The sequence below is a fragment of the Nostoc sp. 106C genome (assembly GCF_002154725.1).
Lineage (GTDB): Bacteria > Cyanobacteriota > Cyanobacteriia > Cyanobacteriales > Nostocaceae > Aulosira.
In genome coordinates this window covers 61,544-75,516 of the sequence record NZ_MTAW01000066.1, presented here as the reverse complement: position 1 = coordinate 75,516, position 13,973 = coordinate 61,544, and the positions used below count along the sequence as shown (strand labels likewise).

At 41.6% G+C, this 13,973-nt stretch carries 14 protein-coding genes and 1 pseudogene; 5 read left to right on the top strand and 10 right to left on the bottom strand.

The annotated features are described in order from the left end of the window. Positions 1-121: 121 nt before the first annotated feature. Both BV375_RS06600 and BV375_RS06595 read right to left on the bottom strand, forming a co-directional pair. On the bottom strand, positions 122-883 hold the full coding sequence (locus tag BV375_RS06600; RefSeq protein WP_086758543.1) for a circadian clock KaiB family protein: 762 nt from the start codon (positions 881-883) through the stop codon (positions 122-124). Between the two features lie 305 nt (positions 884-1,188). After that, a complete protein-coding gene (locus tag BV375_RS06595) occupies positions 1,189-2,511 on the bottom strand; it encodes a type IV pilus twitching motility protein PilT (protein ID WP_086758541.1) in 1,323 nt (440 codons plus the stop codon). Between the two features lie 715 nt (positions 2,512-3,226). Between BV375_RS06595 and BV375_RS06590 the strand changes: the two genes are divergently transcribed. Together BV375_RS06590 and wecB are read left to right on the top strand one after the other, a co-directional pair. Beyond that, positions 3,227-3,601, top strand: coding sequence for a hypothetical protein (locus BV375_RS06590; RefSeq protein ID WP_086758539.1), 375 nt, complete (start codon positions 3,227-3,229; stop codon positions 3,599-3,601). A 229-nt stretch (positions 3,602-3,830) separates the two neighbouring features. After that, a complete protein-coding gene (gene wecB / locus BV375_RS06585; RefSeq protein ID WP_086758537.1) occupies positions 3,831-4,946 on the top strand; it encodes a UDP-N-acetylglucosamine 2-epimerase (non-hydrolyzing) in 1,116 nt (371 codons plus the stop codon). Positions 4,947-5,457: 511 nt separating this feature from the next. Here the strand turns inward: wecB and glgA are convergent. From glgA to BV375_RS35805, 4 genes and pseudogenes are all read right to left on the bottom strand, one after another. Beyond that, positions 5,458-6,888, bottom strand: a complete 1,431-nt coding sequence (gene glgA / locus BV375_RS06575; protein ID WP_086758533.1) for a glycogen synthase GlgA — start codon at positions 6,886-6,888, stop codon at positions 5,458-5,460. Positions 6,889-7,107: 219 nt separating this feature from the next. Beyond that, positions 7,108-8,079, bottom strand: coding sequence for a hydroxymethylbilane synthase (gene hemC, locus BV375_RS06570; protein ID WP_086758531.1), 972 nt, complete (start codon positions 8,077-8,079; stop codon positions 7,108-7,110). Positions 8,080-8,236: 157 nt separating this feature from the next. After that, complete coding sequence (locus BV375_RS06565; RefSeq protein WP_086758529.1) at positions 8,237-8,665, bottom strand: lysozyme inhibitor LprI family protein; 429 nt, start codon at positions 8,663-8,665, stop codon at positions 8,237-8,239. A gap of 43 nt (positions 8,666-8,708) precedes the next feature. Further along, positions 8,709-8,861 (bottom strand): annotated as a pseudogene (locus BV375_RS35805) (IS630 family transposase); the annotation flags it as partial. A gap of 395 nt (positions 8,862-9,256) precedes the next feature. On the opposite strand from BV375_RS35805, the gene BV375_RS06560 reads away from it, so the two are divergent. The 3 genes from BV375_RS06560 to BV375_RS06550 all read left to right on the top strand — a co-directional run bounded on the left by BV375_RS06560 (position 9,257) and on the right by BV375_RS06550 (position 10,874). Beyond that, the gene (locus BV375_RS06560) at positions 9,257-9,562 is read left to right on the top strand and encodes an RNA-binding protein (protein WP_086682363.1); all 306 of its coding nucleotides are present in this window, start codon (positions 9,257-9,259) and stop codon (positions 9,560-9,562) included. Positions 9,563-9,672: 110 nt separating this feature from the next. After that, positions 9,673-9,867 carry a 30S ribosomal protein S21 gene (gene rpsU, locus BV375_RS06555; protein WP_086682360.1) on the top strand — a complete coding sequence of 65 codons (195 nt, stop codon included), beginning with the start codon at positions 9,673-9,675 and terminating at the stop codon, positions 9,865-9,867. Between the two features lie 269 nt (positions 9,868-10,136). Next, positions 10,137-10,874, top strand: a complete 738-nt coding sequence (locus BV375_RS06550) for a hypothetical protein (RefSeq protein WP_086758527.1) — start codon at positions 10,137-10,139, stop codon at positions 10,872-10,874. 19 nt (positions 10,875-10,893) lie between these two features. Here BV375_RS06550 and BV375_RS06545 read toward each other — a convergent pair whose 3' ends face one another. The 4 genes from BV375_RS06545 to BV375_RS06530 form a co-directional block, all read right to left on the bottom strand. Then, on the bottom strand, positions 10,894-11,469 hold the full coding sequence (locus tag BV375_RS06545) for a phosphatase PAP2 family protein (protein WP_208099068.1): 576 nt from the start codon (positions 11,467-11,469) through the stop codon (positions 10,894-10,896). A gap of 137 nt (positions 11,470-11,606) precedes the next feature. Next, positions 11,607-12,494: a hypothetical protein gene (locus BV375_RS06540; protein WP_086758523.1), complete on the bottom strand. Its 888-nt coding sequence runs from the start codon at positions 12,492-12,494 to the stop codon at positions 11,607-11,609. 48 nt (positions 12,495-12,542) lie between these two features. Further along, entirely contained in the window at positions 12,543-13,052 is a 510-nt protein-coding gene (locus tag BV375_RS06535) for a hypothetical protein (protein WP_086758521.1), read from the bottom strand. Between the two features lie 156 nt (positions 13,053-13,208). Next, on the bottom strand, positions 13,209-13,862 hold the full coding sequence (locus BV375_RS06530; protein ID WP_086758520.1) for a class I SAM-dependent methyltransferase: 654 nt from the start codon (positions 13,860-13,862) through the stop codon (positions 13,209-13,211). Positions 13,863-13,973 lie beyond the last annotated feature (111 nt).

Here is a 13,973-nt window from a genome sequence, read left to right as displayed (position 1 = left end):
GTTTTTTGCGTGTTCGCCTGTTTTTTCAATGATTGGAGAATCTAATCTATAGGTAGCATTTTTACGTAATCTTGCTCAGACTCTCAGTAGTTGGCGAGAACGCTGGAAAACTATAATGTTTTTAAAACTTTTCTTGAGCACCTAACATTTGTAAGATTTTTTCTACACGATCCAAGTCTCCCACCATACGGCGGATTGGATGCGGCCAGACTTTGACTAGGGTGGGTGTAGCACTAACCTGATCGATTTCTGCTTGTTCTGGATTAGTTAAAACATCGATAACTTTCAGAGTATACGGTTGTGCGAGCGATCGCTCTAATAGTTCGTGTAAATTATGCAGGATGCGTTCTGTTGCTGCACTATGTCCTGCTACAAACAAGCGAAGGACATAAGCTTGGGTTTTTAATCGTAAATTTTGCGCCTTTTTGGGAACGCGATCGTATTTAAAGACTGGTTCGGCAACATCTAATTGCACAATTAAGTCATGGTCTTCCCAAAGCTGGGGAAATGAGGAGCGATAAGTTGCCAAGACCATGCGATCGCACAATCCATCTGGCCAGGGTGCTGCTTGCCATACTAAATCCCCTGTACCAAAAATAGCGTTTAGCACAGCCTGATGTCTCAATACTGCTGGATAAGCTTCAGCAAAGGTTCGCACTTGTTGTGTACGCGGATCTAACCAATGATCGACAGTCGCGGTGTAACAAGGAACTAAAAAATGAGGCGGTTCTGGTAAGTCTAATATTTCCTGTAAAGCAGCACACAAATGCAAATGCCATCGACCTTGTTTACCAGGGTCGATGCTGTAAATCAAATCTCCTCCCGGTGTAAATAGGGCAATACCTTTAAATAGCTGAGGTTGAGATAGTTTGCCAATATTCACGTTAGTTCAGGAAGCTAGAGAAATTAACACTTATAAACATTGGGTATGAGGCATTGGATTATCTAAATTATTGATATTTATCCAAGTAGTATTTTTAAGTCAGCTATTCATACCTGGTTTTGGTACAACCAAGTATGAAAATTGCTACCCTTTCCTTGTGCCCTACCCTTCTCCTGCGGAGACGCTACGCGAACGGGAACGCTTTCAGCGAACGGGTTCGCAGTCGCTCATGGGGGAGACCCCCATCGCTCTTGGCTTCTCCCCTTGGGAGAAGACCAAGCTGTCTCACCTCCTGCCTTTCTTCTTTAAACTCGTCCTCGGAGAAACTGCGCCATTTCGTTAGGAGTTGGTGACATTTCCAAGGCTGTTTCTTCAGTAATACGCCCGTCTTGGTAGAGGTTAAACAATGACTGATTCATAGTAATCATGCCGTCAAAGCTGGCTTGCTTCATCAGTTCGGTAATTTCATCATATTTACCGTCTTTGATCCATTCCTTAATTGCCTCGGTGTTAATTAAGATATCGTGGAATGCAGCACGCTTACCATCAGTTGTGCGACACAAACCTTGGGCAATTACCGATACCAGAGACTCAGAAATTGCCACCCGCATGGCATCTTGTTCTTCGCCAGAGTAGAGATTCAGTATCCGCTCAATGGTTTTCACAGCACTATTCGTGTGCAGAGTTCCCATTACCAAGTGACCAGTCTGAGCAGCTTTTAAAGCTGTGTTGACTGTTTCTTTATCTCGCATTTCACCCACTAGAATCAAATCTGGGTCTTCCCGCAAAGCGGCTTTTAAGGCGTTATCAAATTTTCGGGTGTGCATTCCCACTTCCCGTTGTTTAATTAATGATTTTTGGCTTTTGTGGACAAATTCAATTGGATCTTCGATGGTAATGATGTGCTTCGGCATTTCTTTATTGATATAGTCAATCATTGCCGCCATCGTTGTGGATTTCCCAGAACCAGTCGGTCCGGTTACCAAAATTAAACCTTTATGAACATGACAGATCTCCCTAAAAATAGCGGGTAATCGCAATTGCTCCATTGTTAAGATTTTTAGCGGAATTAACCGCAATACCATTGCATAGCCCCTTAAAGAGTCGAAGATATTGATCCGCACGCGAGCAAAATCGTACTGGGTTGCTCCGTCAAATTCCAAATGTTCTTCAAAGCGCTTAATTTCCCCTTCTGTTAATACTTCCCGCATCCAACTCAGAAAAGTTTCTTTATCTGTTTGGGGATAATTCGTTGTTTCAATTTCTCCTCGGTTACGAAAGCGAGGTATTTCACCTACACCCAGGTGAACGTCAGAAAATCCTTTATCGTAAGCTTCTTTAATTAGGTGTTCTAATTTTAGACTCGAACTACTGCTTTGGTTAGCTGCAACATTAGGAATTGGCGGTGGAGTACCAGGACGATGAGCCGCAACAGGTGTAGAAGCAGAAGCTGGTGGGGGCGGTGGTGTTGGGGGAACTCCAGGATGGTTTGACATATCTAACGTTTGTGTAGCCTGGCGTTGCGTACTTAACGTTGGCGTTGGTGGTGGTGGCGGTGCTGGCGGTGGTGGCGGTGCTGGACGTGTAGCAGCTGAGTTGGAACTTGGTGGACGCTGTAAGTCTGTCATAAATCTTTACAATGAGGCGAACAAAAATAAATTAGAAACAAGTCATTTGTGAATGCCCTGAGGGCGCTTAAAGGCATAGCAGTCGCCTTCTGTTGGCTTGATACATGAAAGCAACAGTCAGTTTCTGCTTATGACTAGAAATGGTATTTTTTTTTACTAGTCTGATTTCATTTATTATTTCAATAACTTTTTAAACTCAATATATACCTGTTTAACATACTCTAACCCTTAGCGAGTATCAGTAAATATTCTGCTTACTTATAGTGTTCAAAATAACATTGTATTTAATAGTAAATACTTTTCACTATTTAGATGAGAAATTTCATCTTGATATAGACAAAACTTGTTAGCTATTCACAGCAAAAACATTAGCAGATATTTTATTCAGCTCGATCTAATATTTATGAGAATATTAGTCTGCTATTATAAGAAATGTTAAGCAAAGCTCAATAAAAGGGTCTACAACATATCTACAAAGCGGATGAAATTTGGCTTATATACCTTCAGACAGATGCCGATCCCACGTTTTTTTCTTATATGTGAACTGGACTTTACATTCATAATTATAAAAAATTAACTGTAAACTTTAGTAAATAAATGCTCATCTTAGGAGTAGGTTTTTATATACTTAACTTCTAATTAAACAGTTCAGTTTACTCGTGAAAGCGAGATATCTGAAATTAAATTCTTGCTGTGTATTTTGGGAGGAAAAGTCATGGTTTCGGCTGAAAGCTCTAATCTCGGAAAGACCTACTCCTTGTTAATGATCAAAAGTTTTTTGATCTGGACTTTCACATTGGCAGTTTGTTTGTTGGTTGTCGGGTTCCCATTAGTAGTTTTGATGGCTACGGTCGGGTGTCTGTTGTCGATTGTGCTGCAATCTGTGATGCCTGTTAGCGCTGTTTTGCTTGTCGCAGGTGGTTTGATTTTGTTTAATGTTATGGCAGTTTTATTTGCTGCTGGAGTACTAACTGTTAAGGGTGTACATCCAAAACAAATCAAATGGTTGAGTTGGTTACATGGAGAAGCAGAAGAAATGCAGACTAGTGTTTACGCTGCTTGCCCGTTAACTTGCGATATCAAAATGTAATTGCTGAATTCGACAAACAGTACATCTGCCCGGTTAAGCCGGGTTTTTTCATGTTTATTTGTCATTTGTCATTTGTCTTTCTCATTCCCTTCATCTGCCTCATCCGACTTATCCCTCTGTTCTGTGTTTCCTCACATCCCATTTGTCATTTGTCAGGATTGAGGGATTGACGGATTATGAATTCTTAATCACTATTGACTATTGACCAATGACCAATGACCAATGACTAATGACTAATCAAAAACGAGTTTATATAATTTTAGGTACTCGTCCGGAGGCGATTAAACTAGCTCCGGTAATTCAAGTCTTTCAAAGGTCCCCAGATTTTGAGTCACAAGTAATTCTGACTGGACAGCATCGTGAAATGGTTGAGCAAGTAATGCAGCTGTTCAACCTAAAAGCAGACGGTAACTTGGAGATTATGCAGCCTCAGCAATCTTTGAGTGACATTACCTGTCGCAGTCTGCGAGGTTTAGAAACTTTATTTAATCAGCGCAAACCAGATTTAGTCATAGTGCAGGGAGACACTACTACAGCTTTTGCCGCAACCTTGGCGGCATTTTATCAAAAAATTCCTGTAGGTCATGTAGAAGCCGGATTAAGAACTGATAACCTATTTAATCCTTACCCAGAAGAAGCTAACCGACGGCTAATTTCGCAACTTACCCAGTTGCACTTTGCACCAACTCCTCTGGCTGTGGACAACTTACAGCGTTCTGGTGTTTTGGGTGAAATACACTTAACGGGTAACACTGTGATTGATGCACTGTTAAATGTAGCTGCGACCGAGCCAGCCTGTAACATCCCAGGCTTAGACTGGGGATTATACCGCACGCTGCTAGCTACAGTTCATCGGCGGGAAAATTGGGGAGAACCACTCCAAGGAATTGCTCAGGGTTTTTTACAGATACTAGATAAGTTTCCTGATACAGCCTTGCTATTACCATTACACCGCAATCCTACGGTAAGAGAACCATTACAAGCGCTTTTAGGAGATCATCCCCGCATTTTTTTGACAGAACCTTTAGATTATGCAGAACTGGTAGGAGCAATTGGGCGATCGCATTTTTTGCTAACTGACTCTGGTGGATTGCAAGAAGAAGCGCCTAGCCTTGGTAAGCCTGTGCTGGTTCTTAGGGAAACCACAGAAAGACCAGAAGCAGTGGCGGCAGGTACAGCTAAACTTGTAGGAACTCAAAGCGAGAATATCGTTGCTGCTGCTGCTGAGTTGCTAAGTAACCCAATAGCCTATGAAACAATGGCAAACGCCATTAATCCCTTTGGGGATGGTAAGGCAGCCGAACGTATCTTGGAAATTGTGAAAAATTACTTTCAAGATACTTAACAAAACTTAAGGCTTTGGGCTGGAGATTGGGTATTGGGGGTTAGAACGCTGATTCAGTATTCAAAATTGTGACGAAACAACTCAGTTTCAATTTTCCAAACTCAGACAAACCCGATTTTGGGAATGGCCTTGTAGTCCAATGCCAATCAGACTCAAACGAATCACAGATGCACACCTATACACACGAAGAAATATCCCTGTGCATTTGTGGTTTGATATCCAAAACATCGGCTTATGGAAGCGATCTATTACTGAATCAGTGTTCAAAAATCAAGTATTAGTTATTAGACTTCTTGCAAAAATACGAATCAGCAAAAAAGGAACCACAGATGTAGACACGAAGTGGCTTCCCGCAGGGTACACCGATACACACCGATATTTATCTGTGTGTATCGGTGTTAATCTGTGGTTTGATATTCAAAACTTTGACTTATGCAAGAGGTCTATTGAACAAACTCTTCCCTAATCCCTCTTCTCTGATCTTTCTATTCTCCAGTCCCCACTACGTCTACTATTGAGTTACTGATTCGCTCAAAACTAACTCTGGTTTTGGTGTAGCTTCTTCTTCTGGCAAGTTGAAAATTGACCTGTACAGCTTCACGTATTGCTTAGCAGATTGATACCAACTAAAATCCTGGTTCATGCCGCGCTTTTGTAACTCTCCCCATTGAGGTTTGAAACGGAAGCCTTCCCAAGCGCGGATCATGCAGGTGAAAAGATCCAGTGGTTCATAGCGGTCAAAGCAATAACCAGTACCTGCCTCGTTTATCGGGTCGAAATGGGATACCGTGTCAACTAATCCCCCTGTACGGCGCACAATCGGTACAGAACCGTAACGCAAAGCCATCATTTGGCTGATACCGCAGGGTTCAAAACGGCTAGGCATTAAGAAGGCATCAGTACCAGCGTAGATGCGGCGAGAGAGGGCATCGTTATACAGGAGATAAGTTGCCATGCGTCCGGGATAACGGGAAGCCAACTGCCACATTTGGGTTTCATAGTAGCGATCGCCTGTTCCTAGAAGAATAAATTGGGCGTCAGTATATGCTAAAAAGCGATCTAATATTTGCAATACCAAATCCAGACCTTTTTGCTCGACTAACCTTGTCACCATGCCAATTAAAAAGGCATTGGAGTTGACTTGTAGTCCCACTTCTTCTTGCAGGGCAATTTTATTCACCTTTCGTTTATCCAGGGTATCGTCAGTAAAGGTTTGGGTAATATATTTGTCATTTTCTGGGTTATAAACTTCGGTATCTATGCCGTTAATAATCCCAGATAACTTACCGCTGATGAAAGACAGCAAACCTTCTAACGTTTCACCGTAAGCAGCAGTCTTAATTTGCTCGGCATAGGTTGGAGAAACTGTATTTACCCTGTCGGCAAATTGTACTGCCGCTGCCATAGTGTTGTGTCCTTGCATATACCAAGGACACCAAGTAATTTTTTCCAAATACCAACGCCAAGGCCCTTGATAAGCCAAGTTATGAATTGTAAATACGCTAGTGATATCTGGATCTTGGTGCATCCATACAGGAATCATCCCTGTATGCCAGTCATGGCAGTGGACAATTTCGGGCTTCCAGTAATTCCAGCAAAACTCAGCTGCACCATTAGCAAACAAGGTGAACCGCCAATCTTCGTCCTCTCCTGCATAAATACGGCGAGGCGTAAAGGCAGGATGCCCAAACAAATACAAGGGAACATCAGTACCAGGTAGAATGCTTTCATAAACAGCAAAGTCCTGAAACATGGCATATCCCCGCCAGATGGGTTCTTTGGGAATCTCCATTTTGTCTGGCAGAAAGCCATAGTAGGGCAAGAATATCCGGACATCATGCCCCATGTTTCTCAAGATTTTTGGCAATGCTCCCACAACATCACCCATTCCTCCGACTTTTGCAACGGGAGCTGCCTCTGCTGCTACAAATAGAATCCGCATGGTAATTTTTGTTTCCCCGGTTCTGCTGATTTTCTAAGCTTCATTTCTGATCTAATCACATCTGGTGACTAAAACAGTGATGAGCATTGGTCATAGAGCATGGGGCATTGGTCATGGGGCATGGGGCATGGGGCATAAGTGATTACTTATTTCCCCTTGTCTCCCTTGCCCCATTTCTCCCCCACACTCCCCACACTTCCTTCCCTGTCCCCTGCGTAATCAAGAACCCCGTTGGATTTCGGTAAAGATGACATCTAAAATTTCCTGCGCTCCCTGTTGACGCAAGAGATTTGCTAATTGATTGCCTAGCTGTTCGGCATTTTTAGCTTCTCCCGAGACAGTATCCTTAACCAGCTTTTGCCCATCCACGCTAGCAACTATGCCTGTTAATGTTAAATTATCACCATTAATTTCAGTGTTAACACCAATAGGTACTTGACAACCACCTTCGAGATCGCGCAAGAAAGCGCGTTCAGCTAAACAGCGATCGCGTGTTTGGGGATGCTCAATAGCTTTGAGTAGAGATATCAATTCGGTATCATCAGCACGGCATTCTATACCCAATGCACCTTGACCAACGGCATGGAGAGAAATTTCTTTGGGTAGAATTTGGTGAACGCGATCGCTCATTCCCAATCGCTCTAACCCTGCTACTGCCAAAATCAAAGCATCATACTCACCCGCATCTAATTTAGCCATGCGTGTATTCAAGTTTCCCCGAACATCTTTAAAATTAAAGTGGGGAAATTGATGGCGTAACTGTGCCAATCGCCGCAGGGAAGATGTACCAATTACCGCACCCTCTGGTAAGGTATCAATTTGCTGACCTTTATGCTTTTCATGCAGTACTAAGGCATCTGCTGGGTTCTCCCGTTCTGTAATTGCTGCCAGTGTTAACCCTTGAGGTAAGTTAGTTGGCAGATCCTTTAGGGAATGAACCGCAAAGTCAATCTCCTGATTGAGCATCCCAAGTTCTAACTCTTTAGTAAATAATCCTTTATCACCAATCTTGGCTAATGCTACATCTAGGATTTTGTCGCCTTGGGTAGACATGGTATGGACTTCAAAAGCAATGTCAGGAAAGCTTTTTTGGAGTTGCTCTTGTACCCAGTAGGTTTGAACTAGGGCGAGTTGGCTTTTACGAGAACCAATACGAATTGTGCGTGCAGGACTGGAAACAGCTGAAGTCATAAAACAATATGTCAAACCGGGCGATAAATTCACTCTCATCTAGACTACCGCAGTGAGTGACTTACCGGATGCTAATTGCCTAATTTCGGTTAAGTTTGTTTTCGATTTTCTTTACATTTATTTACACTATTTTGAATACAACACTAACGAGTAGCAATCATAATTCATGAGTGTAATTGAGGTATTCCTGTAATTGCTGGGTACGCTGTTGTGTAGTCCTTGCTAGACAACTAAAATAAGTCAGAGGAGCTATACTTCCCCCTTCATTTTCACTTCTTTCAAATTCACAATTAGTATCGCGAAACTTAATCCATGCTTGCTGAGCAGTAATTAATTTCGGTTTTCTATAAGCAGGTAAAGTTGGCAGGAGTTGTTTATAAACTTGATTCAACTTTTTATCAGCATTCTGATAGGATAACTGAGCGCACTGATTAATTTCGGCTTGATTTTGAGCATTATTACAGTTGAGCTTTTGAGCTAAATGTATCCCTGGTATTTCCGGTGTTGTGCTTGCCATTGTGATAGCATTAATAGACAAACTGCTGAGGATAATAATACTGAAACAATGTGGGAAAAAACGATTCATAATATTTATAAGTTACGTAGATGCATCAAAATAGCCTAGGTAAACAACCTAAAAATTTAGCAATTTCTTGTTGTGTCCTGCCATCATTTTGGAGCAAAATAATTAGAATTCTTTCTCTGATCTGCGGTAGTTCACTCTCAAAGAGAGCTTGCTGTAGCTCTTGAACTTCTTCTGGCTTTAAAAAGTTCCTGCTTATACTTTAATAGTAGTATATACACCTAAATAAACCCTACCTGACAATCATAACTCCTTACACAAAAACCCTTAAGAGGTCGTTTACAATTCAAAATTATTAGTAGACAAAAAGATTTGTTCGCTAATAATGACTATCTGCCAAAAATTTTATGTTGAAAAATGCAACAATCGTGCAATAATTGGATACGCTCAAGAATATAACCGAAATATAGCAGCTTTCGTTGCTTGGCAGATAATTTATACCTTTGAAATCCAACTCCGTAGGAGTTAATTTTCAAATGCTGTGCTATACTAGTGGATATAAAGATTATTTTCGGTTGAGTTATTCGTTTTGATTTCTCAAAAGCGTCTCTCCGAATTTAAGTCTCTACAAATTTCTGAATTCGGAGACAGAACATGTCGATTTACGTTGGGAACTTGTCTTATCAGGTTACTGAGGAAGACCTGAAGAGGGCTTTTGCAGAATATGGAACGGTTAATCGCGTTCAACTACCTACTGACCGGGAGACAGGTCGGCCACGTGGTTTTGCATTTGTAGAAATGGAAACAGATGCACAAGAAACTGCTGCAATTGATGCACTTGATGGTGCTGAGTGGATGGGACGTGATTTAAAAGTTAACAAAGCCAAGCCTCGTGAAGAAAGAAGTTCTTCCCCCCGTGGTAACTGGGGCAATAATAACCGCAACAATCGCCGCTACTAAGCCTGAAGCTAAAAATTTAAAATATAGAGTCTCCAGCAGATAAAGCCAAAGGCTCATTTCTGCTGGAATATTTTATTTTGTCTATTCATCCATATTCAGGAGGAATGAGAATGACACAAGTAGTACTAGGAGAGAATGAAGGCATTGAATCGGCTTTACGAAGATTTAAGCGAGAAGTTTCCAAAGCAGGGATTTTTCAAGATATGCGCAAAAAGCGTCACTTTGAAACGCCTTTAGAAAAAGAGAAGCGCAAGGCAGTCGCTAGGCATAAGCAAAGTCGTAGACAACGTTCTCGCTACAGATAAAATTTCCTAGAAATTTGCTCTTCGGCTTGCTTGCCATGTTTAATTATCATACTTAGTGGCTTGACCTTTGGAAAGCCTAAATAAGTAGGCAGACATAAATACATAACAATTGTTGTAGTAGTACTAAAAGCAAAGACAGTACTACTACAAATTTATACGATCAATGCAACTGGTTATAAAAGTAACTTTTGCGGAACTTCTAGCTATTTAGATATATCTTCTTTGTATACTTTCATCCCGCCATCTCTGACTCTAGATTTTCAGAAAAAATGTTGCGCCTTTATCATCTATTAATTGGTGCTACCTTAGTAGCATTAATACCAGTGGGGGTAAAATATGGTTCCCACCTAATTTCTGCAAATAATCCCGAGCAGAAAGCCCCGGTGGTACAGACATTAAAAACACCTAACCCTGCTTCTACTGAGGGAAACATTTGGCAGAATCTCTTGGGTAATACCTCAGCACCCACTAATTGGCAAGTTGCACCTTGTAAAGGTAATGCACCGCTTTTATGTGTCTCTAGCAAAGGAAAGCTTTTAGGTACGGTTGAGATTGGGGTTTACCCATTGGAAAAAACTCCGGCTTTCCAAAAGCAGCTAGAAGCCGCTGGTATTTCAACAGGGACTAAAGCAGATTACCAAAGTCCTCAGTATCAAACCCAGCTATTGACAGCACTGAAGGCTTGGGTAACAGACTACTATACTACGATCGCCAAAGACCGTCAGGTTACTTATAAAAACCAGGTTATTTTCTCACCCTATCCGCCACAAGCAGTAACTATTAGTAAACTGCCCGGAATTCGCTATGGATTTGCTGGGCTTAAGCAGCAAGGTGGAGTACAGGAGCAACACATTGCTCATGTTACCTTCGATGGTACTGCACTTTACGTTATTAGTAGTGCCTTTGATCCAGCTTCAGAAACAGGCAAATTTGATAAGTTAGAAGATTGGGCTATATTCCAACCATATTTCTATGCGATCGCGGCCGATCTGCGTTTGCCCAAGTAAATTTGTTGTTGATATTTCCTCAAAAAGATCCGATTACCTGTAGTCCGACAAGCGATCCGCCCGCATCATCACTGCTAATGATCGGAAATAATATCAGCCCATGCTTTTGGCTCAACTCCAATTTCGCTGTCAGATACCCTAGTGCAGCCCCAGCCAGCACTTCCGTAATCCGATGACGATTGAGGTTTACCCGTGAATAGGCGATAAGAGACGCGCCAGAGTACCAGAGGATAGCAGAACCGGGATGGTATTGACTTTGTACAGTTGCGATCGCAAATGCTGCTGTCGCATGACAACTAGGGAAACTATCACGGGAGTCTGAATCGGGGCGCTTAACATCGGTTACTTCTTTTAAAGCAATACAAAGCAGAGTACTTGTACCGAGGGAATCTAGTGCTCTTAGAGAATGTTGTCCACCTTGTTTACCATCTAGCAAAAGCGGTAGTGCAACACCAGCACCTAAATAAAGCGCAGTACCGCCTCCAGAGACAAAATCAGATACGTCTTTGTCAAAAGTATCAGCGATCGCCTTGGGTGCAAACATTATGCAGGATAAGGCAATGAAAGCAGGGCATACTGTTTTGAACCAAGACACAAAAAGCCTATTCTGCATTTAATTTAATGTATAGCAATTTGCAAGATTTACTCATCATTTATCTAACCATCTATAGCGGTTTTGGTAATGGATAATTGCAACTATTACCCATTACTCGTTCTTAGATACTGAGAAGCTTAAATTTCAGCTACAGCTCGTTCAATTAAGCGACGTGCTAGAGTTTGCGTACCAGTGTGTTCATAGTAATTGGTCGCCACGTCCAAAAATGCCGCTAGGTAGTCTAATTTGCTATCAGAAAATTCGACAAAATTTTGCAAATGACCGACAACTTTTTGTGGGGTTAAATTATTAGAGATAACAAGACCGCTCATCCAACCTTTCACAGAATCAAAGCTTTCACCAATAAAGTTCAGTTTGCTGCCAGCATTATTGCCGGGGATGACATCTTTGATGCTTTGAAAAGTCGAGTTTTGTTCTAACTCCTGGGGATTGGTTTGGCTTATCCCAGATATAGCTTTGCTGATGAAATCAGGCCCCAAGGGAATTAAACCATCAACGCAAACCAAAGCCACCATCCGAATCAAAGACTCACCACTATACTCAGCCAAAGAGGCGACAAAATCTCCAATGCTGTCTCCTGGAATGCCGTTGATTTGGCAGAAGGCTACCAACTCAGCCACTAATTTTAAAGTCAAGTCAATGGTTTGGGCTTTGTCAGGTTTAGGAGTGACAGCATTTAAAAAACCTAACAAGGGAACTTTTTCTCCCACCTTATTAGCTAAAGCTGCTGCACCAAGGGCTTTATCTGTACCATCAACGGTTTGATAGAGCCATAAAGCTGTTTGGTAGCCTTGAGATTTATCGTTGAAAAGATAAATTGCTCGTTCGCCAATTTGTTGAATTAGGTCTTCGTCAGTTTCGCCAGTCACAGTTTTAATAGTGTTGACAAAACCCACAGTATTTTGCCACTGACCTGGAGCCACAAAATCCAGCGCATTCAACATAGACACTGTCAAACCACTAGTTGGGAGTTGATCCACCAACTCAAAAATCGATTTGCTCAAAACAATCTCCTATTTTAGATGTTGTAATTTTTATCTGTGTAGTGCAGCTTATTTGAGTTTAGCCAGACCATCAAGATTGAATTTCTCTATCCAAGCTTCCCTGTCTGTTGCGGTAAATGTTGGATCTTTGGAAATCGCTTTTACTTGGTATTTACCTACCAAAATCGAAGTTTGAGTGTTGCCAAGTGTGACTGCGGGGTAACCGCCAACTTTTTTGGTACTTTTAGAGAATTTGGCCGCAGCACTAGGTGTACTGGTAGTGTCCGAAATAGCTAATTGTGCTACAACTTTGCCACCTTTTTTCAAGTTTGCTTCCGAAAAACCTTTTTTCTCTTGAGTATAGACGCGCTGGTAGCCATCTCCCCCAGCAGGAAAGAATTTGTTCAATTTGCTACCTTGAGTTGCATCTTTAGCAACTGCTTGACCACTTTTTTGGCGACTGCTTTGTTGCTGTGCCTGGTCAAAACGGCCGGGTGTTTTTGGTGTACATGCTGTAGTCAGTAGTAATACTGAAATTAACACAGCAGCTAAAATCCTACGCCCACGAGGGAAAGTCATGTTTAGTGTCTCCTTATGCTTGAGCTTTGAGGCAATTATCAGCGCTTGTGTCTTCTTTCGCCACAAAATTTACTTTTTGATAACTATTGCTCGGTATCCAGAATTACAGATGTTGTCAGTCGATAGCTGATTAGTAATCAGTGAACAGCTAACAGACTATTGTGCTTCAGTCCGATGAGCTATAACTGCATAGAACGGATCTCCTCCAGGTGCGCCCAACCATTGAAGCACAGCTGGGATGTTTGACTTACTGACAATAACTTCTGGAGTAGAAAACCCTGGGACTGAGGCAAAATAGTTTTTGACTAACTCCACTCTGGTTTCTTCTGATGCATCCCGCCATGCTTGAATCGCTTTTTGAAAAAACATGCGATTAGAAAAGCTGATAATAGCTATACCACCAGGTTTAAGAATGCGATGTATTTCGGAAAAGACTGCCTCTGGATATTGCACATACTGTATTGAGACGCAGTTGAGAACGGCATCAAAATCTTGATCTTGTAAAGGTAACTGCGGGCTATCATTAATATCTTGTACAAAGTAATGATTTAATCGGGGATTACGCGCTAATTCTTCAGCATTGAGTCCGTGTCCCTCAACATGAGCAAAGTGCATTTCTTCAGGCAGATGAGATACCCAACTGCTCATCATATCTAAGATGCGTGTGTTAGGTTTGAGGCGATCGCGATATACATCTGTTAGCTGCTTAATAAACGCTTCATCAACATGGGTTACAAAGCGCGGGAATGCATAAAACATTTTGTCATTTGTGTCATCTAACTTTAGGCGTTGATTTGGTCGAAGTATCATAGCTTAAATGTCTATTTGGGAGGATTTTTTTCCTAACTGAGTTAATTTCAGTTAGGATTTTAATCGAGTAATTTGTATGCTGCCTTACATATTTTAGAAGCGGGATTACAA

What these genes read in the sequence shown, in the direction of transcription:
- BV375_RS06595 (WP_086758541.1), bottom strand. Translation starts at nt 2,511, where the DNA reads ATGACAGACTTACAGCGTCCACCAAGTTCCAACTCAGCTGCTACACGT.
- BV375_RS06590 (WP_086758539.1), top strand. Translation starts at nt 3,227, where the DNA reads ATGGTTTCGGCTGAAAGCTCTAATCTCGGAAAGACCTACTCCTTGTTA.
- wecB (WP_086758537.1), top strand. Translation starts at nt 3,831, where the DNA reads ATGACTAATCAAAAACGAGTTTATATAATTTTAGGTACTCGTCCGGAG.
- glgA (WP_086758533.1), bottom strand. Translation starts at nt 6,888, where the DNA reads ATGCGGATTCTATTTGTAGCAGCAGAGGCAGCTCCCGTTGCAAAAGTC.
- hemC (WP_086758531.1), bottom strand. Translation starts at nt 8,079, where the DNA reads ATGACTTCAGCTGTTTCCAGTCCTGCACGCACAATTCGTATTGGTTCT.
- BV375_RS06565 (WP_086758529.1), bottom strand. Translation starts at nt 8,665, where the DNA reads ATGAATCGTTTTTTCCCACATTGTTTCAGTATTATTATCCTCAGCAGT.
- BV375_RS06560 (WP_086682363.1), top strand. Translation starts at nt 9,257, where the DNA reads ATGTCGATTTACGTTGGGAACTTGTCTTATCAGGTTACTGAGGAAGAC.
- rpsU (WP_086682360.1), top strand. Translation starts at nt 9,673, where the DNA reads ATGACACAAGTAGTACTAGGAGAGAATGAAGGCATTGAATCGGCTTTA.
- BV375_RS06550 (WP_086758527.1), top strand. Translation starts at nt 10,137, where the DNA reads ATGTTGCGCCTTTATCATCTATTAATTGGTGCTACCTTAGTAGCATTA.
- BV375_RS06535 (WP_086758521.1), bottom strand. Translation starts at nt 13,052, where the DNA reads ATGACTTTCCCTCGTGGGCGTAGGATTTTAGCTGCTGTGTTAATTTCA.
- BV375_RS06530 (WP_086758520.1), bottom strand. Translation starts at nt 13,862, where the DNA reads ATGATACTTCGACCAAATCAACGCCTAAAGTTAGATGACACAAATGAC.